This window comes from Algorimicrobium bowmanii (genome assembly GCF_054031195.1).
On sequence record NZ_CM132929.1, the window covers coordinates 299956 to 322682 of the forward strand.

The following is a 22727-nucleotide window of genomic DNA, read 5'->3' on the forward strand; positions in this document are numbered from 1 at the left end:
AATTAATTATTTAACAATTCTATATTCAATAAATAATATTGATTTACCTTTTCTAAAGAAATTTTTTCTTCTCCATATATTTCATCAAAATAAAAAAAGATATCTGATAAAATTTCGTTTTCATTTATATTTTCTGTTTTATTTAATAAAGTATCTTCAAAAAAATCTAATCTAGATTTTCTCGCTATCTTAGAATTACTTTGAGAAACACAATTCTGAGCATATTTTTTAAAAGACTCACAATCTTCATTTGTAGGTCTAATAAATTGATATCCATCAGTATCTTTTCCATCAAACTCTAGTAAAATTTTATACTGATATAATAGGGTTTCATTGCTTAAATAGATATGTTTATTTATAAAATTAAAAAGAGTATAAAAATCATTACGCTGTCTATAACGAGTAGTATTGATTCTTTTGAACTCATCTAAAATTGTAATTTTTTTTATTATTTTATCAAAACTATTTTCAAGTTTTTCTGATTCTAAATCTGAGATATCTTGTTGAAAAATTTCTTTATCAATAAATTGTTTTTTGTCTCGAATACCTTCGTACCCCTCGTTCACATTATTTTCTATATCTTTATAACTCATTAATAAATAACCTAAAAGTTCTTGAACGAAATCCCTATCATTTAATCTTAATGCTGCAGTATTTGTAAAAAGATCTAAATTAACAAACTCTTGGTTTGATGTTAGTTTTTCAGATAGCTTCAAAAATTTAGTTTCTTGAAATTCAGACCGCTGAACTTCCGGGTTGTTTAAAAACTTTCCTTTTTTATTTATTAAAACATAAAACTCTCTTATTTCTTCAGGGTTTGCTTTCTGAATATAAACTACTGGTATTTCGTAATTTAAAAAATCTTCAATCTGCATATTTTGCTGAATGTCTTTTTTTGCAAACTTTATTTCTTTTTTATAATACCTATAAATAGTTCGAGATCTTTGTTGGCCATCTACCATTTCAATATTTCCGTTATCTAAAACATTAAAAAAAAGGTTAGGTAATGGGTAGTTTTTATATATCGTATTAATTAATTCCTTTTGATCATTTAATGACCATATATATTCCCTTTGATAGGATGGTGACAAATCTAGAATCTCTCTATCAATGAGCGCTATCAAGTCCTTTATTGGTAATGATTTTAAAAAATATTTCATCATATTTGTTATTAAATAAAACAACTAGCACAACCTTCACCTTCTGCTTCTAATATTTCATCTTGCCAAGATTGTCCAGTTCTAGATTTTTTCTTTTGTCTATTCATTCTTAAGTAGTGCTCTTTCTTAATAGCCGCTACTCTTTCTGGTTTGTTTAATACTTCCAGAGATTCTGCCATCCAGGTATACCCTTCTTTTTCGTATTCAATGGCTTTTTCATATAGTTCTGGATGTTGCTCTAGAAGCCACACCCATTCTATTTTTTGCTGGTAAAAACAGAAGAAACAACCTGAACGACTTCTAGAGTAGGTTCCTTTTTTTATTTCTCCATCAATCTCTACTTCATACTCTATTGGTTTGTAATAAGCTGGAACACCTACTCCAGATTCTTCAAGTATTTGAAAAACATTGTTAAGCCCAATAATTTCATCATTTTCAATCAAAGGAAATACATCTAGCTTACCTATTGGATAATCTGTAGTTTTTAGGAATTCAAAAACAACTTTATTAAACAACTTTAAATCTACATCCATTAAAGCATTTAGCTTTTGTGTTTGTGTAAACTTAGGAGAAATAGGCTGTTCTATATACTGTAGAGCGTTAGCCAATACATTCTTATTAGAATATTCTGTATAATAAGCTTTAACCATTTCCATATTAGAATTGATTAATAGTTTTTTTATAACATCTTCACTCCAAATGTTTTTTCTAAAAGGAAATATAGTTTGAATATTTTCTTTTTTAGATATATACCCTTCTCTATTTTCATCACCTCTAATCCCAACGTAAGAAATAGTGGGCTCATCACCCACATAAGATTCAAAAGGCTGTAATTTCATTTTATTTGTACACCATCTAGCCGTAGCAGAAGGCAGGTAACCTCCATACATAGCTAAAAAATGATCAAATGGATTCTTCATTGGAGAATTGTCTTCATCCATCGACTTATATAGCTCTATATCCCGCCCTAGAACCGAATTTAACCTACCTATTAAGTCATATGTTTCCTTAAGCTCTTTTCCTGTGTCACAGGTATAATATTCTATATCTAATTCCGGGTATTTTTGACTCATGTAAATAGATAGTGCTGCACTATCTTTTCCACCTGATATACCTAATAAATGTTTTACTTTTCCCATTACTAAATATGCATTTCTTTTGAGAGCAGCTCAATTAAAAGTTCTTTCCTTTTAGCTTCATCTAACTTGTTAATTGTTTTGCTTATATTTTGCTTGATGGACATAAATTCTTTGGAGCTATTTGTGTCTACAACTAATGATTTATCAACAAATTCTCCCGTCTCACCAAAAAAGCGAATTGAAAATAATGTACCTTGCTTAGAATTATTGTTAAAGCTACGAATTTCAGAAGCTTTTATTAAGCCTAAAGACAAATCTTTTATTGTATCCATTAATAAAAGTTCTTCTTCGTCTAATAAATCTTCAAGACCTTTTCCTAAGGCTGCATCTGCAACAGATTTAATCCAGCTTATTCTATCATCTAAAGGAGACATCAACCGTTTGTAAAAAACACCTTGAACTTTACCTAAAGTCGATGGATTAATTTGATTAATCTTAGAGTTAATTTCATTTTTATAAACTTCAAACTCCCGAGATGAGCAATAAAGTGAATCTATAATAACCCGTTCTACCCTATTAAGCAATTCATCATAAGCACTACGTATTTCCCTAATAGCATCTTGAATATGGTTTGTAAATGAATTAAGAACCTCTACATCCTCTTTTATTGCTAATGAATGGAAACCTAAAGCTGTTGGGAATAAATTAAACAAGGCATCCTCAGGGTCCCTTGAGGTAATAATTGCTTCCCTTAACTTAATTGCCTTAATAGATAATTTGTCGGTTTTAAGAGTATAGTTATTTAATCCTCTTTGAAACCTTAAAAAGTTTCCGAAAATAGATAAAAAAGTAGATTGAGTTCCTTTAGAACTAGAATCACCAATTTGAACTAACTCCTTGTAACTTTCTAATAAATTAACCTTTAACCCTGATACATCATAACTTTTTACTAGGAAGTCTTGTGGTTTTTTATGGATCAAATCTATGGTGTCTTCTGTTATAAAAGGAACAAACCCTCCATTTGAATGAAACAACGCATAATCTTCCTTTTTGGCTATCAAAAAGATCGGCACCCAAAAGTCAATAAAACCTTTTTTAAGTTTATAGGGCTTTTGCTCCAATAGCTCATAAAATTCAAGTAAGTTTCTTTTATTGGACAAAGTACTTTTTAGAAAATTTTCAGACTCCTGCCACAGATTATATAAGTAAGACTTTTTACTTGGTTTCTTTAACTCATAATAACCTAATTTTTTATTTTCTTGATGTATTCCTGAATCCTTTAATAAACTAATATAAATAGCTTTTTGAGGAGGAAATTTATCATTAGGAAAGTCTAAGTTTTCTAAGTGAACATTCTCCAATAAACTTCTTATCAAATATTTTCTAGCTGTACTAATAGGCGTGCTTAAAAATTGCTTATTTATAAGTTCATTGTTAAATACTGGTGTTTTTTCGTAAATAGTGTAACATATCTCCGTTAACCATTCATAAAGTTTATGCTTACTTACTATAAGCTCAGCTTTACCATTATTAATCCAGATATTCTTATCATTATTAAACAACTTATTAATTACAAGATTTTCTAGCTGTTGCAAATGAAACTCCCTTTCAGAATTTAAAAGTTTTAATGCGTTTTTATCGTCTTGATGCTTTTCTAAAAGCTTATTAAATTTTAGAATCATTAAAACCTCGTTTCTAATCTGAAAAGAGTTCTTATACAACACAAAAATATTAGAAATAGAATCCTTTGATTTCTTTTTAATATCAGAAACTTTTAAATCTTCAAAAACCAAGTTAATATAACCATCTATTACGCCCTCTGCTTCTGTAACCTCATTATACGAGTCAAATATTCGGTATTCAAAAAAACGTCTCGTCCCCGTTTCAAAAGAATATCTTTTAACGAGTATAACAGGCAGATCTACGAGCTCTTTAATTTCATTAGCAATAGAAAAATCAGGATTAATTTCTCTACTAACAGTAATTAATTCTTGTTCTAAATCTAAATCTGTTCCTTCTAAAAAATTTATTTTATTGCTATGCTTATAAAATCTAATAATACCTGCTCTTTCCAGTTCATCTAAAATAGGTAGGACATCAGAACCTCTTGTTAGCTTAAAGTATCTAGCGATAAATTTTTTATCAAAAAGCCCCCCTACCTTAGAGAAAATATTAACTAATCCTATGGTTTTTATTACTTCTGAAACCTTTAAGTAATCTTCTTCAAAAACTAACTCAGCTCTTTCTAACGCTCTAAAGGTAGTTAGCCATTGAGCTCTATGAGGATTATCGGAACTATTAATTTCTGTTGACAATGTGTTTACTAAATAATCATACACATTAGAAACAGAATAAAAATTTTCTTTTAAGTGCTTAATCGAATAATCTGTATCATCATTTAAAAATGAAAATAAAGATCTCTCATTTTGCCCATAACGCTGAAGAGAATTGACTAAAACATTTGATGACAACCAATCTAGTGGATATAAAGAATCACTTAATTCTTCATTAACTAATTTGTTGTGACTTACTAATTTCGAATTCTGTATAAGCTTTAATAAGTTCTTAAAATCTGATTTATTTTTTACAGGAATAGAGAACTCCTTTAGTTTTTTACTGGCAAAATAAATAAGTTGTTCTACAGGTTCGTTAAAAACTAAATCTACAAATCGTCCTTTAACTTTCTCCCATTCTAACTTATCTTGATTAGACAAGCTATTACCATAACTTGAAAAATTTTGATGCAACGTAATAATAAAATACGTGTCATTTGAATCATCATTTACCCACTCGGAAATTTGCTGAATTAAAAATAATTCATCAGCAGATTTATTCTTTGAAGCATATTCTAAAAATTTACCAAACTCATCTATTATTAATACAACACCTTTTTTACTTGCAAGAGCTTTTACCCTCCTCTTTTCCAAAGCGCTAATTATTCTAGAATTATCAACTTCCCCCCTAAGATTAAGTTCTTTACCTAATACATTTAAAAGAGAATTATTCTCGCCTATTATTTTTATAAATTCAAAATCTACTATACTATCTTCTTTGGGGGTTAGGTCATTAAAAAAGATTTTTTCTTTATTTAAATTTTTTTCAAGAGCCCAAAGAAATGTTGATTTACCTGTACCGTAGTTACCTATTAAGTTAAACGATTTATTAGCACCATAATTATTTATAAAAATCCTATCAAAAATTTCTTTAGTGTTAGGGGTTACTACGTAATCTATTTCCTTAGATTCATCCCTAACTATATTGGTTGAAATATTATTACTGTATGCCATAGTGTTTTTTCAACATTATATTTTTAAAATTCTCTGAGTTTTTTTTCAATTGTAACTGTCTAACTCCTGCGTCATCTTTATAAATGAATTCATTATTTTCTTCACAAAGCTTATCTATCAGAGTTTCTAATCCTTCATTAGATAAACACAGATAAGAACCAATTTTCTTTCTTATTTTATCATAAGTAATTGATGTTTCATTTTTAAATTCATCTAAAATACAATACCCAAAAACCTCACAAGACACGCTGTCTTGAACACCTCTATTCAATCTGTAAATAGTTTGATTTGCTGCGTTTTTTCTTCCTGTATCTGACACCAGATTCAAGCTTAGCAATGGGGCATTAAAATCATCTTCTACGGTTTTTTCATTTTTAGCAGGAGAAACATAAGTTCGAATAAAAACCTTAAAATCAGAATTAAAAGTTTTTTCAGCTACTTCTTTTAATCCCTTCTTTACAAGAAGTCTATTAACATAATTAAAAATTTGATATTCAGAAAAATCCAAAGTAGCTTTATCTGAAAAATAACTTGAAAATATTAATTGAAAAATTGATGAATGATTAGTTTTGCACAAATAATATTGTAGTAACCATAAAGAGCCATCATTTTCCAAATAAGGATCTAATTTATCCTCTAGAAATAGTAAATTAGCAAAACCACTTACATTATCATCTTTACTTAATATACCAAAAGCTCTTAACCAATGATTAATGGATCTAACCATATTTTTACCAACGCCTAATAAAGGAATAGCTTCGTTTTCTCTAAAAACACCTATACCACCCTCTTTTTCAACTAGTTGAGCACCTTTCAAAATCCATTGTTCCTTACAATGAAACGTATCATGCCCCGAAAACCTATAAGATTCTTGATCTGAAATCATTAATTTTTAATGTAAATTTAATTAGTAGTGCAAGATAATATATTATATTTATCTAAATGGATGAACTCATCCATATATAGATTATTTATTTTGTAAATTACAAAACAAACAATCAACAACCTAACAAACAGACACATAACACGAAAACCAAAAAAAATTATGTCTATTGACAATGAAAACAATCTGTGGATCTCAAGTAAAGACGCTATGAAAACTGCAAAAATTAAAAGCTGTGATTTAATGCATTATCGAATTCAAGGAAAACTCGAATTTGAAAAGCGCGGTAACGCCTATTTCTATTCAAAAAAAAGTTTAAAGGATCTAAAAAAAATCTAACAAATCTTATTACATACTTTAAACTATTCCGACTCAATATATATCTAGTAATCTCAATAATAATTTTAGCATATGTTTTAGCTCTTCAAAATAGCATCATCTAAAACCCTTCAATAATAGTGATTTCAAACATTTTTAAGTGGTCCACAAAGTATTAACCTCGCTATTCCCACTCCTCAAAACCTAACATAATAGGTCTTTTGATTACCCATTCGCCTTGAGGGTTTTGAACATGAGTAATTTCCAAAACTTTACGTCCATCTATAAATTCACAAGTGATTATGACCTTTTGACTTGTACAATATCCTGTTCGGTGTTCATATTTCTTTAGCAGTTGATGTTCCTTAAGTTGTTTTGTCCAGTTTGTGATACTTTCTTCGCTAGCATTCAATCTTTTTGAGGTATAGCTTCTTTTTGCAAAATACTCTCTCCTCCCTTTACTTATTGAATTGTATTCTCCCCATAATAGTTTCGCACCAGTTGGTAAGCTTTTGTGACTATAAATTTCAAAAGGCAAGAACACCTCTCTCTGATCCTCGGTTTGAAGCTTTTTATGTTTGTCCGTTATGGTATATTTTGTTTTTAATTTCGTTAAATAACCCTTTTTAATAAGACTTTTTCGACAGTACGAAACAATATTTGAATGAAGGCTAAGTAATTGACCTGTTTTTGAATTCGTAAGCTTGGTATATCCCTTTTTAGATTGATAAGTATAATCTAAACCAAGAATCATTTTCTCATTAAATGATAATTCTGCACTTGAAAGCATTGTTGCAGGAATTTTTAGAACAAGTTGCTTGTTCTCTTTAGAATGGAGATTGTTGTACATCTTAATAATAATTTCTAAAAGGAAGCTGTCGACCCAAAAAGACGCTTCCTTTTTTATTTTATGATGTAACTATCCTTAATTTTTATTAATTCACCAATCTTGCATTTCATTTTTGATAATCATGTCACTGCTTTCTAGAAAAACACCAATCTTGCATTCCATTATTACCAATTATCCATTTCATTTCACACCATTTGTGCATTTCAATTACACCAATCTTGCATTTATAATTAAATAGCTAGTTAAAAAAGGAATTAAAGAAAAGAATTGGCGAATAACTTGTTGTAACGCCTTCGGCTAACAACGGCCAGTCATTCGCTTTTCATTTTAAAAACCAAACTAATAATCACTTGCTAACATCAACGTACAATAATTGTCTTGTTTAGAATACTGATTACTCTCTAACATGGATTTATTCAATTGGTCGATGAAAAACAGTTTGCAATCGTGTTCAACACTATAGAATGTCTGCAAATAATCTATACCCTTGTGCTGTTTGACCAAGTCCTGTGTGAACATATAGATTTCAAAAATCTCATCTGGGCTCAACAGGTTTTGGACCGATTGGGTTATGTAGAACGTGCCGTTGAAAAAATATTCCCCTTCACTTTCCTGTAGTTTGTATTCCAGGTTGTTTCTGAACGTATGCCTGCTGATTAAGTAACCTAGTTCTTCTTTAGTACAGCTTAAATGCTCAGCAATTGATTCATTCGTGCAGTTTAGTTCTTTTAACTGCACATACACGTTGTAGTCTGCAATGTCTTTTTGTTGTGGTGTTTCTTTAAATAAATCCATGATAAAAGTTTTGTTAACCTTCACCATTTTTACCCATAAAAGATACCTGTTGCATATCTTTTTTTATAGGGCGGTCTTTATCTATATAAAAGCAACAATAACTTGCAAGTTAGCTTTTTGAAGAGGTTATGTCGTATTTCTTTTGTACGGAGAACTACTTTAAGCAAGATCTTCCGAAGTTTCTTTGAGTGCCTTCCTCTTTAATAAAAAGACACTGAAAGAAACTTTTACTTTTCGAATATCTCATTTTTCAATATTGAAGTTTCACACTGAATAGTATTGGAGTCTATAATATTAAAAACTAAAATACCTTCTGGAGATTCAACGTATATCTTATTGTCTTTTACTTCATATTTTGATGCTGGCATCAACTTTCCTATTCTACCTCCAAATGAAACTACAGTTCCATCAAATGAAACACTCTCAAAAATATCATCTTTACTTACTGCTTTATAAATACCCGTTATTCGATTATTGGAATTACATCCAAATATTATAACCGTGATTAAAACTAAAAACTTTTTCATCATCTTTATATCATTCCGTTAAAAGCAATGTGAACTTGAATTAAGCCATTTTCTTTTTGGTTAATCTTGATGTAATCTCCTGCTAGATTCCCATCATAATAGCTTTTGATTTCTAAAATGCGCTTCCCTTTACGCGTTTGTTGTTCCATGGTATCATAGCTTTTAGGATCTTTATCCACTATTTTTTGAAACTCTTGATTGTTCATGTCAAACGCAAGGTTGTAGCTTTTACTAACAATTTGGGCTACATTAATGAAAGACATATTCGAAAATGTGAAATAATAAAAACCATCAACGCCTTCTTCTATCAAATAATCAAGTGTTATGATTTTATCTTCATTACAGAAGACGGTTTTATAGGAAGATGTTGGATAATCATATTCGCTAGTACTATCAAATTGTTTTAAGTTGACTTGTATAATTGTTGTCTCTTCACACATTTTAAAGGTGTTCCTTATGAGTTTCTCTAACGGATTGATATACTCTTGAACGATAATTGAATCGGTATTTTCTTCGGGTTGTTGCTTTTGCTTAATTTGTTGTTGCACAGGATCAGGCAACTCGTCAAATACGGTTTTTTGATATAACACACTTGCGGTCTCATCTATGAGTTCTAGCGTCCTCTGATATTGAAAACCAGCGTCAAAATAATAATTCTCAATTCGCTTGTTATTATAGTGTTTGTCGAATTTACTTTGGAGTGTTTCTAATGTCAATGAGGGGAATTGTAGAATATTCAGTACATAGACATCATCTTCCATAACAAATCTTTGTATGGCATCGTCCTTAATTAATAAATCGTAGAACGTTTGGTCATATTGATAGATAATTATCTCTTGTAAATTACCTCTATTATATACTTTTTCCATTTCCCAATTCGGATGGTCATTAAGCAAATGATTGAGTAAATAGAGTGTTTGTGATGAAGATTGTCCTAGCTCAACTTGGGAGTAACCATTTAATTGAAATATAACAAAAACAAAGAAAATAATCTTGTTCATTATTTGATAGAGTTTTATTTCTATCAGTCCCAAATAGAAGTGTTATAAAACGAAAAGCGTGGAACTGTAGCTTACCGTTATCGAGGTACCGCCAAGCACCCACGCACAAATAAACTAAGCCCACGCCGTAACGTGAGCGATAGTCCATTAAACTTGTACGTATCTATAAATTGGCGGTTTTCGATAACAAGTATAATAGCTAACGCTATATCTTTATATATTTTCAACCGTAAAGTTAATAAACTATTTACGGTTATTTACTATTTTTATAGTCACACCTACAAATTTCATGCCTTTTTGGATGTATGACTTCATGCTAAATTTTAACCACTAGGTTCAATACCCTTTTCAATTAAATACTGTTTACCATGATCGTATTTAGAGAACTTATCGATACATAGTGACTTTACATTTTTAGATTTTAAATAATCAACACATGTTGGATGTTCAATAATAACAGCTTCTAATGTTTTATGGCACAAATTAACCTTGATAAGCTTTAGAAAACCAATTGACGAGTCTTTACTTGTGACATACTTTTCAAATAATTCAAGCTTTTTACTATCATCAGTCAACGAGTTCCATTTTGGTTTCAAGCGTTTGGGGTGATACACACCTTTAGTACCCATATTCTGAACTCGCTCGTCAATAATTCTAATTAATTGCTTTTTGGTTAACGATTTCGTTCCCTTTGGTTTAATTTCAATACCAGTCAGTTCCGTATTTGGGTCTATCTGATTTCCTGTTTTGATCTCAAACACTCTATGTCCTAACCTAAAATGATCTGGTATTACTTTAGTGACACTTAAGCCTAATACTGTTGTCGTAAATAACTTCGTGTGTGGGACACCCTTGTCATCTAGGTATGCAATAAAGTCTTTTTGTTCCATAATTTTAAAGTTGGTTCTTTTTCCGCTCATACTGTGGTGTTTTTAACGATTTGTATATTGAATTTTGTTCCGTCTGCTTATTCATTTTTAGGTGCCATGTGATACCAACTTATGCTGACTGCTCTAGGTACCTTAGCATGATTTCTGCATTCTCATCCTGTGACACCTTTATGTAAGTTGAAAATGCTCTTTCGGTTCTATGACCGGTAATCTTCATAATTACTCTTGAAGGTATACCGCGCTTAAACATATTGGTTGCAAACGACCGTCTTGCAGTGTGCGTAGTTATTAGCTCATATTTTTTAAAGGACTTTTCGTGACGGTCACGTCCTTTGGTTCGAATCTTCAAAAACGTTTCATTTATTTTGGCACGCCTACCTATTTCCTTGAGGTGTTTATTCATTGTTTGATTAACACATGATTTTGGTAAGCTATTCGGATTGTCCTTGTATTTTTCAATAATGGTTTGTACAATGTCGATTAAAGGAATAGTTACCCATTCGTTAGTCTTAATAGTTTTAATTTTAAAAGTTTTACCGACAATATGTTCTTTATTGAGCTCGCTGAAATCACTGAAACGCAATCCTGTATAACATCCCACTATAAACAAATCTCTCACACGCTCAATTGACTTGTTATAGCTTAAATCGAGATCTATTATACGCTGCAATTCTTCTTCATTGAGGTAGATATTATTGACTTCCTCTCTAACAGTTTTAAAATTCTTGTTTTTATACATCAGGTGCGTATTATACCCTTTATCTGTAGCATCATTTAATATGACCTTTAAATTTTTAATCACTCTTCCAAAACCATTATTCAAAAAACCCTGTACACCAGTATAGAACTCTTGGAAGTCGTAATAAAAATCCATATCGAAACTATGCCAATCCAATTGCGTTCGTGAATATCTCTCATACTTTCGTAACTGATTAAGTACCGTACGGTAAGTTTTTAATGTACCTTGACTTTTACTTTTTTTACTGATTCCTAAATAATGTTCTGCATACTCAAAAAATGTGTATTGTGTTTTCTTTTGTTGCTCAACTTTTGTTTCATTGTAAAGTGACTTGACATAAGTTGTTGTTGGATCTTCTCCTTTTATTAAAAGACCATTAACAATGTCGTCAACTTTTTGTTTAACAGTTGTTAGATAAATATTATAGCGGTCTGAACCTGAATAGCTTCTTTTGATTTTTTGATTTTTAGCATCCCAATAGTCATCTCTAACATTTTTATGCGTGGTGAAATACGTAACCTTTTTCTTATGCGTATATCGGAGCATCAGCATGGATTCTTGACTTTTTATTTTCTTTTGATGTTGAGATTTATTTAATACGAATTTTAATGTTGCCATAATTTTACAGTTTTATGGGACCAACCATACGCCATATTTTTATGGAAGGTCCCTAATATTGATATGAATTGGTTATCTTTTTTGAAGTTGTGCGTTATAGGTAGTTTCTAATTCTAATAAGGATTTTTTACGTTTACTTTTTTGTGATGATGTCAAACCACTGTTATCTATTACTTCCTTTACTAGGTTAAAAACTGTAGTTTCTAGCAGCGATTCTACATTTTTAAGAGAAGTGTATAATACATGTGTCATATTGGTTTGTTCTAATTGATAAATAACATCTTGTTTCCACATAATCAACTGTTTGAAGAAATCTAATTGTACTTTCAATTTTCCTGTGTATAAACCACTAGCCAAATCAAAAGCAGTAACAGACTTTCCTAAAAATTCTTTAGGGCTTTTAATCTTTAATTCGTGTTTGATAAGTTTTGAATCTGGATAATTTCCTCGCGTAAACGTTTTTTTACTCTTAGCATTTTGAACAGCGTTATAAATTTTATAATGAACAGTGTTGCTGCCAAACATCTTCATATATGACGTCGCTTTTAATAAATCAAAATTGACAAGTCCTTCAATTTTTTTAATATATTGAGAAGCGTCAATGTCAATACTGTCAAATGCGCCAAATTCAAACTCGACCACTTTTGCTTGTGGAAAGTTTAAATTTGTTAAACGCTGAAGTTCCTGCAAAACAAAGCACATTTCAGCATCTTCAATACTTCGATAATTATGATTCTCTATTAAGTACGGAATACTCATTCTAACAGTGATATTATTACCTTTGTCCATATACATATCGAAATTCTTGCTATACATATTAGGTAAGTTGGGAACTAAAGAATAATGATTTTTTAAGTTCGGGTGCCCAATAAAAGCTCCCCAGTTTATTGTGCCAATGTTAACATTGTATAGCTTGAGTTTTACAAAATCAATCTGGAAATTGTGTAACTCATACCCTTTTACTGATTCATCTTTTATCTGTGTTTTCATTCATATGTAATTTTTGTGTTAATACTCATTTATTAGTGTGCCATTGCCCAGTTATGTCCTTTGTCCAAGCCGACTTCAAGTGGAACAGACAGCCTGACGACATTTTCCATAGTCTCACGCACCAGCACTTCCATGATCTCCATTTCTTCATTAGGTACTTCAAATAACAGTTCGTCATGGACCTGTAATACCATTTTAGACTTTAAACCTTTGGCTTTAATCTGTTCATCACAAGCAACCATAGCCATCTTAATAATATCTGCTGCTGTCCCTTGAATGGGTGAGTTCATTGCTAAGCATTTACCTGCATTACGTTCTGATAGTTTACTTGATGATAATTGCGGAATTGGACGTCGTCTCCCGTAAAGTGTTTCTGAATACCCATTGGTATCAGTAAAATCTATTAGGTCATTTAAACATGTTTTTACACCACTGAACCGCTCAAAATATTTAGCCATGATAACTTCTGCTTGTTCTTTAGAATGGTGTTTACATGTGATTTCTGTTAGCGATGCTGATAAACCAAACGCTGTTTTGCCATAGATTAATCCAAAGTTGATACTCTTGGCTATTGAACGCTGTTCATCAGTTACTTTTGAATATGGTATACCAAAAATTTCCGAAGCTGTGAGTTTGTGGACATCTAGTTTGTCTCCATTGCTATCAGTTTCATTGTAAGCTTTAAGCAGAAATGGATCTTGGCTCATTTCTGCTGCTACTCGTATTTCAATTTGCGAATAATCGGCACAGATGAACTGACACCCTCTTTTAGGAACGAACATTTCTCTGAATCTTGATTCCAATATTTTTAGCTCATTAGTTTCACTAGGCTTTAGTTTGACATTGGGTATATTCTGTAGATTTGGCTTACTACAACTAAATCGTCCTGTCGCAGTGCCAATTTGATTAAATTGCCCATGCAACCTTTTTGTAACTGGATTAACCTCTTGTAATTGTTTACAGAAGTTGATTAATGAGTTGGTTTTACGATAATCCAACAATAAAGGAACGACCTCGTGTTGTTCCATCAACTTTTTCAAATGTGATTTATCCGTGGAATAACACCCGTTTTTACCTACCTTATCTATTTTAGGTTGTATTTGTAGTATTTCAAACAATAGCCTATGTAGCTGCTGGGGGCTTTCCAAATTGATTTCCCCTTTTGAAAATACTTGAATTTTCTGTATAAGTGTTACATTGAGTTTCTTGAGCTGTTTAAGTGTTTGTTTACATTTTTTGGTATCTATATTGACACCATTCAACTCCATTTGCAATACCACATAAAGGGTTTTATATTCTAGGTCTAGTATATTTTGGTTCATCTTTTACTGGTTTAATTTATTAGTGATATGATGGTATAATTGATAGGTTAAATCTGTATGCTTCACAAGCATACTTGGTCAGCTCATCAATAGGGACTTCCCAAATTGACTTATCATCTGTCATCTGCTTGAATTTGATTTGTTTATATCCTAAATGCAATTCTGAAATTTCCTTTAGACCGTGTGTCTTTCGATTTGGATCCAAGAAATGATCTAGTATCATGGTATCTTCAATACGTCCTAAAACAGGTATTCCATAACGATGTAAGAATTTAAGGTCGAATTTGGCATTGTGGAACACCTTGGTGATTTGTTCCGCCGTTAAAAACTCCAGTAACGGCTCGATAAATGATACTGCTTTAGCCTTATGCTTTGGAAAGACAACATTATAGCCCGTCCGCTTCTCAAACGTTAGTGCCATACATACAATATCATCCTGAAAACAATCCAATCCCGTCGTTTCCAAATCAACAGCTAAAACTGCATTTGGATTATTGCCAAAATGTTTGGTCATCTTATTAATCAGACGCGTCATTTTGTTTGGTGTATCGACTGTTTTATAATCAGTCTTGAAATCTTCGATTGTCATTAGCGCTTGTTCAGCTTGTTGTGCTACAATCTCAAAGAATACCTTTGAATTCGAAGGTGTCTCTTTATATACTAGATTCTTGTATTCACAATACTTCTTAAGCTTTACCGTGAAAGTTCGTTGTGTTGGAGCATAGCGTCTATCAACATATCCACCATTTTTAAATTCATTGAAAAGCTCTTTCTTATGATGCTTGGGTTTTTCAGCAAACTTTTCATCCAAAAAGTCCAAAAGGTCAGCGCCCAATTCATTTATCAACCTACGTTGAATAAGGTTTACAGGATCCGCCTTAACAAGTCCGTGATTTAGGTAATATCGAATACAAAAGATTATGAACAGTGTTACTTCATTCCATTCATACTCATCCCAATCTTCAAAAAACTGTTGTTGGAATTCATCGTATACCGTTAAATGGGGACCATAATGCTCTGAAAGCTCTATCTCATATTTTCTGCGCTCGGTACTGTGCCCTGATGGGGCCTTGATCATGAAGTTTGACGATAAAACAATCTTTGGCGAACGTTCAAAAGGAATATCAATTTCGTGTTTGTACTTTCTATTTATAGTAAAGTTATCTGTAATACGACCATACATACTCTCAAAATTGAAGTTTGCCTTGACGTCATTAATTGAAATGATATTGGTCGTTGGGGTCGCTCTTTGAAATGAAAACTGATTATTGCTACTGAAGTCCTTTCCTGGTAGTTCGCACAATTCCCTAAAGTAGCTCAACGACTTGATCAAAAGACTCTTGCCTGTTCCGCCATGTGCCGCATTGAGCTCATTGATGGACTGGTCCAACAGAATAATCGCCTTGGTATTTGACGCCTTTTTAAAGCGATGAAGTAAGTAGCCGATTAAAGATAAAAACGCTTTAGATCGCTGTATTTTTTTATCAGATATGTTATAGATGAATGTGGCAAAATTAGTATTACGAAATACCTTCTTAACTTTTTTAGGATTAAAATGTCTATTGATAATCTGCTCTTGGAAAACATAACCGTCAAGCTCTTTGTAATTTATAAGGTTAAAACCGTCTTTATTAATTTTAACTACTGTATTCTTGAAATATAAAAAGCAACTGTTTTCTGTATCAAAATGAGTATTGATGATAGCCGTAGGTAAAAACTTAAGATTAAGCGGACTGAATAGTTGTGGTGTCTTATTGATCCAAGCACTTTCAATTTGATCTATATAGAGACTATCAATCATGTTGTTATGAGAATTATCCTGTAACCATTGCCTAACAACTGCGATAATCTCGGAATAGTCCTTTACGGTAAAGACGATGTTATCTACTACCCTTACCATTTGATAACCACCATTTACAAGAGCGTAACGAAATCCTAATTCTCCTAGGAATTTGATAAAATTTAATGTTGGTACCTTAACTTTGCCAGCGTCTTTGCCTTGTTCAATGACAAACCAAGGTTTGTAAATAATTTGAGACGCTGTTAGAAATATGTGTTCCATAATTCTACTGTTTTAAAGATTTAATGAATTGCTCTACTTCAGAAAGTTTATAGCGTTTGGCGCCATCAATGTCATAGACAGGGAAATCCTTATGTCTGCGTTTGACTTTGTAGAAATGCGCTGTAGAAATTTGAAGCGCTTCACACAACTCTACATCCTTCAAAAGTTTTTCACTCGTTATTGGCACTCCAACCATAGGATTAGTCTGTTCAGACAGTACGTCGACAACTCGCTGCGCTATCCGGCTTTCTAATTCCGAAAAAACTTTGAAAAGATGATATTGTAGTGCGTCCTGCTCCATAACTTTCTGTGTTATGAAGACAAAATTATAATGAAGTTAGGCGCGTTCGCCTTTCTCGTAATAGTTACGAGTTTTCACACTTTTTACGAGATAAGATTATTTTCTTATAAGAAGATTGGAACCATAACTTGCCAGAAAATGGTCCAGACCCTTTTTGTTTTTAGAGGCCGTATCGCGAAGTTGGGGAAAGGCATTGTACATAATTTTAGTAAAATCTGTGAGTGTAGGCTTTTCATCAATCAATTTGGAATACCATATTTGTTTTTTATCTGGCATGGTGTCCATCTTTCCGTTGTACCTCATGACAAGTTTTTCCTGCGGGTATTTAATATGGTTATCGTACTCCCTTTTTACCAAAGACATCTGTTCTTTGATAAGTGTCAGATCATTTAACTCGATATAGAGAAGTTTGATATCGTAAAAATTGTTTCCAAACTTAAAAGAGTTGTAGAAAAATTCTTCGGCCTGTTCAACTGACATTACTTCATTCATCACATCCAGGAAGTAGCTTTTGAACTTGTTAGGCTTAAAATACAAAGGAATCCTGTAATCTATTTGACCTTCTGGAAAATAGTCGCCGTACTGATTAAAAGGCACTTTAAACTTCTTCAATTGTTTTAAACGTCTCTGTGCTGTTTTCTCATAAGAAATGAGGATTGCTACCAGTTGCTGCCTATTCTTGTAAAGCTCTTCCTTAAAATCAAAGAATGATTGCTCCTCTCCTGCTTTGGAATACTCAAATCCTTTTTCCTGAATCCATTTATTGAAGAATGTGTAACGATCGGAACTGTCGAAATATGTTTTGGTATAGTAACAGACATAATGCTGTTCAGCTGCATTGAAGCTCCAGAACGTATCCTTGAAAAATTGTTTGTCGAGCTTGTTATCGAACAATGTCTTTATAAATTCGAATACCTTGAATGCAGATTCAGGAGGAAGTTCGGTTATTGCATTGTTTATTCTATCGTATGTGCTCATTTACGGAAATTGGTATTGAAGTGAGACTACTTAAGTTTAACATGTATTCAAATGTAATTAAAATGAACGATTGCCGAAAACGGAAACATCTAAAAGCTCTTTAGGCATAATGCTTCAAAGTTAATTGTAGAGACCTGACTTTTTATCAAATGATGATCACCAAATCACAATATTATTGTTTTATGGAATAAACCCAAACTCTCGGAAGTCAATAATAGCAAAGGTTTCAGTAAAGGTTTTAGCATATATTTGAGCCCAACAAAAAAAGCCTCGAGTATCTTATTGATATTCAAGGCTTTACAAGTTGTAAAAAGTGGTCCCACCTGTACCACTTTCAACTATATAGTATTTTATATGATTTTATAACATTACACACTAATCACCTTTAAAATCAATACATGAGACGTTTTTCATTTAAAATTCATAACTTTGACTTATCAACAAATAAATCAAATGTTGTCCCTTTTGTTGTCCCTATTTAAATTAGAAGCTTAAACACGCTATTATGAGTAAAACAATACAATCAACCTCAGGAACCATTAAATATAGATTAAAAGACCCTAAAGGGAATGAAGAGGCAACCATCATTTTAGATTACAGTTTTGGTCGAAATAAACGCATAAAGTTTTCTACTGGTTACAAAGTAAAACCAAAAAATTGGGATAAAATAAACCAACGCATTAGAGCAGTTTCTACAATCAGAAATAGAGAAAAGGTAAATAGTGATTTATTAAGATTTACAAGTGAATTTACTGATGCAGTTACCAAACTGGACGACAAACAAAGGCAAGACAAAAACACATTAAAGATTCTTCTCTCCAAAATCATCAGAAATATTGATCAAGACAAAAAATTAATCAAAACATTTTTTGATTATGCTGATGACTATGTTGAACGCAAAGACAACCAAGCTAAAAATATAGATGCAGTAAAACTAAAACCTATCACTGTCCGAGCATATAAACAAACAATAAAACAATTAAAGAATTTTGACAAAAAAAAGAAGTTCAATCTCAACTTCGACAATATTGATTTGAAATTTTACTACGCTTTTATTCAGTACATGGAAGAAGAAAAATACTCAATCAACACCATAGGTAAACATATTAAAAATTTAATTGCGATCTTAAACAGAGCAACAGAAGATGGTGTGAATACTTTTCTAAAATATAAACACAGGGAATTTAAAGTTTTGTCCGAGGAAACTGTCTCAATTTACTTAACAGAAAAAGAAATTGACTCCCTTTATCGAGCTAACCTAACCGCTACTCCAAATTGGGAGTTGGCACGGGACATTTTTTTAATCGGCTACTATACCGGACAACGAGTTTCCGATTACAACGGCATTTCCAAGGATCAGATTAAAACATTTGATGGTAAGCGAGTTTTTGAATTTACCCAACAAAAAACAAATAAAAAAGTATATGTCCCTATTCATTCTCGAGTTGAAGCAATCATGAAAGCCAGACACAATGGATCCCCCCCAAAAAGCCTAAACAGCCCTGATATAAATAAATACATAAAAAAAGCTGGGAGAAAAGCAAAAATCAACGAACCCATAACTATAAAGAAAATAATTAATGGCAAAGAAACCGCAAAACCAACTCCTAAGCACAACCTCATAGTTACCCACACAGCAAGACGTTCTTTTTGCACTAATGCTTACTTATCTAAAATGCCGGTTATTGACATTATGGCGATAAGTGGGCACTCCACAGAGCGAGAATTTTACAAGTATATAAAAGTAACCCCACAAGAGCGCGCAGTTAAAATAGCTGATAGTGCATTTTTCAATAATTAAAAAAACAACTTATTTAGATGTCAAAAAAATATTACAAAGATGCATTTGCAATTGATGAAATATCATACAGTAAAAGGAAGTTAGAAAAAGATTTCATTTCCGAACCATTTAGGTTGAATAATTACGATTACTATGAACCTAAATTAGATAACAATTTTTATGTAAGGTATTTTATCAATGTTTTATTGTTTAATACTGATATTTTGGAGCTTAAAGATTTTCTTCAATATAATTATGATTACTGCAATAACCCCGATCAGTATTTCTCAATATTAGATCATAAAATTATTCCAAAGATTGCCGAGTTAATTGATAATGCAGAAATGAATCTTTTAGGCGGCCATTTTAAAGAAATCATATTAGATGATGGTTTTTTTGAAACAGAAGGAGTTATTAAGCACGAGACTTACGAGTACTCTACAATGCGTCACAAAGTAAGTTTTGGAAATTTGCAAAATGATTTTAAAAAACGGATAGAGGTAATAGAATCCTTTTTAGCTACCTATCAAGATAAACAAGCTGTCAAGCCTTTAAGATGGATAGCAGGTCCTTCACATTTAGCTATTGTTATAAGAGAGTTAATTGATCAAGGTTATATTGAGGCTGATAAAAACCGAGGAGAAATTAATTGCTCCAAACTTTCAAGAGATTTAATGCAAGCTTTTTTCATCAAAGATTGTGAATCTCCAAAATCTATTGAAATATATTTAAGTAATGGCAATGGTAGGCATAATAGGGCTAAAAAGTCTTTTGAAAATGCAGGATTTTGCATTCCTCCTGTAGATTTCACTTAATTCAGGTTTGGTGTATATATACTGGTGTATACACCTAATTCACTTAAAAAGAAGAGTGTATCGGTAACTTTGTGGCGTATAAACTTAAAATAAGATACAATGAAATTAAATCCAGTACATTTCTATCAGACAACTCCTGAAGAACTTACCGAACACATCTTGAATGGTGTTGATAGTAGGTTGCAGGAGTTTTTTGATAAATTCCAACCTGCTAAAACAGAAGAGGAAGAACTTCTTACTATTGATGAAGCTCTAATTATTTTAAAATGTTCGAACCAAACCTTATGGAATTGGCGTAAATCGGGCATTATTCCAAGTTATCGTTTAGGCAACAGGGTCTATATTAAGAAAAGCGATATAAATTCTAAACTCATAAAACAGAACCCAGATGAAGAGTAAAGGATTTATTATGCTTTATCGGGAGCTAACCGATTGGGAATGGTATACAGACATAAATACCTGTAAAGTATTTACTCACTGTTTGCTTAAAGTTAACTATAGTAAGAAACGCTGGCAGGGTATAGAAATACAAAAAGGGGAGTTTATAACCTCAAACGAGAAACTTGCTGTTGAAACAGGTTTAACGGTAAGTAAAGTAAGAACAGCTTTAAAAAAATTAGAGTCCACTGGGTATATTTCTATTAAAGCAACTGTTAGTTATACAAAAATAGGTGTTTTAAAACACAGTGGTTTTGTGGCTGAAACTATTCACGAAAATAGCACACCGAATAGCACACCGAATAGCAAGCCAATTGACAAGCCGATTAGCAATGAGATGACAAACAAATCGCAAACAATTAGCAATCAAATCGCAACAACTAATATTAATAATAATAACATAATAAATAGAAAAAAGAGATTTAGAGAGAAGGTATATGCTCACACTCTTTTTAATATTAAAATTTTAGATTCTTTTTTCAATTATTGGAGTGAGTTAAACACTGATGAAACAAAAATGCGATTTGAAATTGAGCGATTTTTCGAAGTCAAAAAACGATTAGATAAATGGCAGGCTAATGAAAGACCTAAAAGGGGTAACCAAAAAGCAAAACCTGAATTATTAACCAATAGACCAAATAGATGATGAGAGTAGCGCAAGCCCAATCAATAGCAGAGGTGTTTAAGTCGTTGCCTTCTGAAAAACTAAAACCGGTTAGTACGTCTTCTATAAAGCAAGAGAAGTCAATATTCAGTAAACAGCAGCTTTGGGAATATTTTTGCAGACAATTTCATAGGATGTATGGAAAATTATTCGTGAAAAGTGAAGATACGCTTGAAAACTTAAAAGTACTATTTCACTATTTTCTTAAAGACCCTGACTTTTACGAGGCAAATAATCTTGTAGCCAGTCTTAATGAGCCCGATTTTAATAAAGGCTTACTTATAATAGGTGGGGTTGGAATAGGTAAAACAGATTATCTTAAATGTTTTGAAGCCATTTTTAAACCTATTTCATCTTTGAGATTCAAAAGTTATAGCGCAAAACATCTTGTTCGTGAATTTGAAAAGTGCGCAACTCCTATTGAAAAAGATTATTTTTTTAAAGACATAGATAGGAAGCGAATTTTTATTGATGATATAGGTTCTGAAAAAGATGCTAGTAACTATGGGTTATTTAATGTTGTTGGGGATATACTTTCGGAAAGATATGACAAAAACCAAAAAACATTTATCACTACAAATTTTGTAAACACAAATCACAATGTTGAAGAAACATTAAACGCTTTAGGCGAGCGGTACGGACATCGAATTTACGATAGATTGTTCGAAATGTTTAACATCATTGTTTTTACTGGACAAAGTTTAAGAAAATGATAAAACGTTAAATAAAATTTTATTTAACAGATTAACAACCAAATTAACCTAAAAAAATATGAAAAAAATTAAAAACTGTAAGTATTGTAATGAGTCATTTGAATCAAGAAGAAGCAATCATGTCTATTGCAACCCGAGTTGTAGAACAAAAGCGTGTTTAGATAGAGGTGGTTATAAATATGTTACCGGCCATTTCAGAAAAGACAAAACTGGACTCGCATTACCAAAAAGTGAACTACCAGTTACAAGTGACTTATTGAATGCCATAAAAGCATTGGAAACTAAAATTGAATCTATAAGCTCTAAACCAGAAATTAACAGTGGTTCAATATCAAATGCAGCTATTGGTTCAGCTGCTGCCGATGCTACACTATTTGCTGCCAAAAAAATGTTTGCGCCAAAAACACTTCCTGCGTCAAAAGGAGATATAGATATAATAAAACAAGAGATTGAAAACTTAAAACTACTTTTAAGAATGAAAATCACATAAGCATGAACATATTCATGATTAAATAAC

At 31.8% G+C, this 22727-nt stretch carries 21 protein-coding genes; 6 read left to right on the forward strand and 15 right to left on the reverse strand.

What is annotated here, in order from left to right:
- Positions 1–2: 2 nt before the first annotated feature.
- The 15 genes from ACW5R3_RS01305 to ACW5R3_RS01375 form a co-directional block, all read right to left on the reverse strand.
- Positions 3–1163 (reverse strand): DUF262 domain-containing protein, encoded by a 1161-nt coding sequence (locus ACW5R3_RS01305; RefSeq protein ID WP_456577818.1) that lies wholly within the window; start codon positions 1161–1163, stop codon positions 3–5.
- Positions 1164–1171: 8 nt separating this feature from the next.
- Positions 1172–2299, reverse strand: coding sequence for a phosphoadenosine phosphosulfate reductase domain-containing protein (locus ACW5R3_RS01310; protein ID WP_456577819.1), 1128 nt, complete (start codon positions 2297–2299; stop codon positions 1172–1174).
- A 2-nt stretch (positions 2300–2301) separates the two neighbouring features.
- A complete protein-coding gene (locus tag ACW5R3_RS01315; protein WP_456577820.1) occupies positions 2302–5526 on the reverse strand; it encodes a hypothetical protein in 3225 nt (1074 codons plus the stop codon).
- On the reverse strand, positions 5513–6412 hold the full coding sequence (locus ACW5R3_RS01320; RefSeq protein ID WP_456577821.1) for a DUF4007 family protein: 900 nt from the start codon (positions 6410–6412) through the stop codon (positions 5513–5515). Before ACW5R3_RS01320 ends, ACW5R3_RS01315 begins: the two co-directional genes overlap by 14 nt.
- A 499-nt stretch (positions 6413–6911) precedes the next feature.
- Positions 6912–7577: a hypothetical protein gene (locus ACW5R3_RS01325; protein ID WP_456577822.1), complete on the reverse strand. Its 666-nt coding sequence runs from the start codon at positions 7575–7577 to the stop codon at positions 6912–6914.
- A 339-nt stretch (positions 7578–7916) separates the two neighbouring features.
- Complete coding sequence (locus ACW5R3_RS01330; RefSeq protein WP_456577823.1) at positions 7917–8372, reverse strand: hypothetical protein; 456 nt, start codon at positions 8370–8372, stop codon at positions 7917–7919.
- A gap of 227 nt (positions 8373–8599) precedes the next feature.
- Positions 8600–8902 carry a hypothetical protein gene (locus tag ACW5R3_RS01335; protein ID WP_456577824.1) on the reverse strand — a complete coding sequence of 101 codons (303 nt, stop codon included), beginning with the start codon at positions 8900–8902 and terminating at the stop codon, positions 8600–8602.
- Positions 8903–8904: 2 nt separating this feature from the next.
- Positions 8905–9900, reverse strand: coding sequence for a hypothetical protein (locus ACW5R3_RS01340; protein ID WP_456577825.1), 996 nt, complete (start codon positions 9898–9900; stop codon positions 8905–8907).
- 323 nt (positions 9901–10223) lie between these two features.
- On the reverse strand, positions 10224–10820 hold the full coding sequence (locus ACW5R3_RS01345) for a hypothetical protein (protein WP_456577826.1): 597 nt from the start codon (positions 10818–10820) through the stop codon (positions 10224–10226).
- Between the two features lie 79 nt (positions 10821–10899).
- Positions 10900–12147, reverse strand: a complete 1248-nt coding sequence (locus ACW5R3_RS01350; protein WP_456577827.1) for a tyrosine-type recombinase/integrase — start codon at positions 12145–12147, stop codon at positions 10900–10902.
- A 72-nt stretch (positions 12148–12219) separates the two neighbouring features.
- The gene (locus ACW5R3_RS01355; RefSeq protein ID WP_456577828.1) at positions 12220–13137 is read right to left on the reverse strand and encodes a hypothetical protein; all 918 of its coding nucleotides are present in this window, start codon (positions 13135–13137) and stop codon (positions 12220–12222) included.
- A gap of 32 nt (positions 13138–13169) precedes the next feature.
- Complete coding sequence (locus ACW5R3_RS01360; protein WP_456577829.1) at positions 13170–14459, reverse strand: DNA polymerase; 1290 nt, start codon at positions 14457–14459, stop codon at positions 13170–13172.
- A gap of 19 nt (positions 14460–14478) precedes the next feature.
- Complete coding sequence (locus tag ACW5R3_RS01365) at positions 14479–16521, reverse strand: hypothetical protein (RefSeq protein ID WP_456577830.1); 2043 nt, start codon at positions 16519–16521, stop codon at positions 14479–14481.
- A gap of 4 nt (positions 16522–16525) precedes the next feature.
- Positions 16526–16822, reverse strand: coding sequence for a helix-turn-helix transcriptional regulator (locus ACW5R3_RS01370; protein ID WP_456577831.1), 297 nt, complete (start codon positions 16820–16822; stop codon positions 16526–16528).
- Between the two features lie 96 nt (positions 16823–16918).
- Positions 16919–17800, reverse strand: coding sequence for a hypothetical protein (locus ACW5R3_RS01375; protein ID WP_456577832.1), 882 nt, complete (start codon positions 17798–17800; stop codon positions 16919–16921).
- 505 nt (positions 17801–18305) lie between these two features.
- On the opposite strand from ACW5R3_RS01375, the gene ACW5R3_RS01380 reads away from it, so the two are divergent.
- From ACW5R3_RS01380 to ACW5R3_RS01405, 6 genes are all read left to right on the forward strand, one after another.
- Entirely contained in the window at positions 18306–19601 is a 1296-nt protein-coding gene (locus ACW5R3_RS01380; RefSeq protein ID WP_456577833.1) for a phage integrase SAM-like domain-containing protein, read from the forward strand.
- A 17-nt stretch (positions 19602–19618) separates the two neighbouring features.
- Positions 19619–20395 (forward strand): hypothetical protein, encoded by a 777-nt coding sequence (locus tag ACW5R3_RS01385; RefSeq protein WP_456577834.1) that lies wholly within the window; start codon positions 19619–19621, stop codon positions 20393–20395.
- 99 nt (positions 20396–20494) lie between these two features.
- Positions 20495–20794, forward strand: coding sequence for a helix-turn-helix domain-containing protein (locus ACW5R3_RS01390; protein WP_456577835.1), 300 nt, complete (start codon positions 20495–20497; stop codon positions 20792–20794).
- A complete protein-coding gene (locus tag ACW5R3_RS01395; protein ID WP_456577836.1) occupies positions 20784–21479 on the forward strand; it encodes a winged helix-turn-helix domain-containing protein in 696 nt (231 codons plus the stop codon). Before ACW5R3_RS01390 ends, ACW5R3_RS01395 begins: the two co-directional genes overlap by 11 nt.
- Positions 21476–22210 carry a hypothetical protein gene (locus tag ACW5R3_RS01400; protein ID WP_456577837.1) on the forward strand — a complete coding sequence of 245 codons (735 nt, stop codon included), beginning with the start codon at positions 21476–21478 and terminating at the stop codon, positions 22208–22210. Before ACW5R3_RS01395 ends, ACW5R3_RS01400 begins: the two co-directional genes overlap by 4 nt.
- Before the next feature lie 58 nt (positions 22211–22268).
- Positions 22269–22700, forward strand: coding sequence for a hypothetical protein (locus ACW5R3_RS01405; protein WP_456577838.1), 432 nt, complete (start codon positions 22269–22271; stop codon positions 22698–22700).
- The last annotated feature ends 27 nt before the right edge of the window (positions 22701–22727 follow it).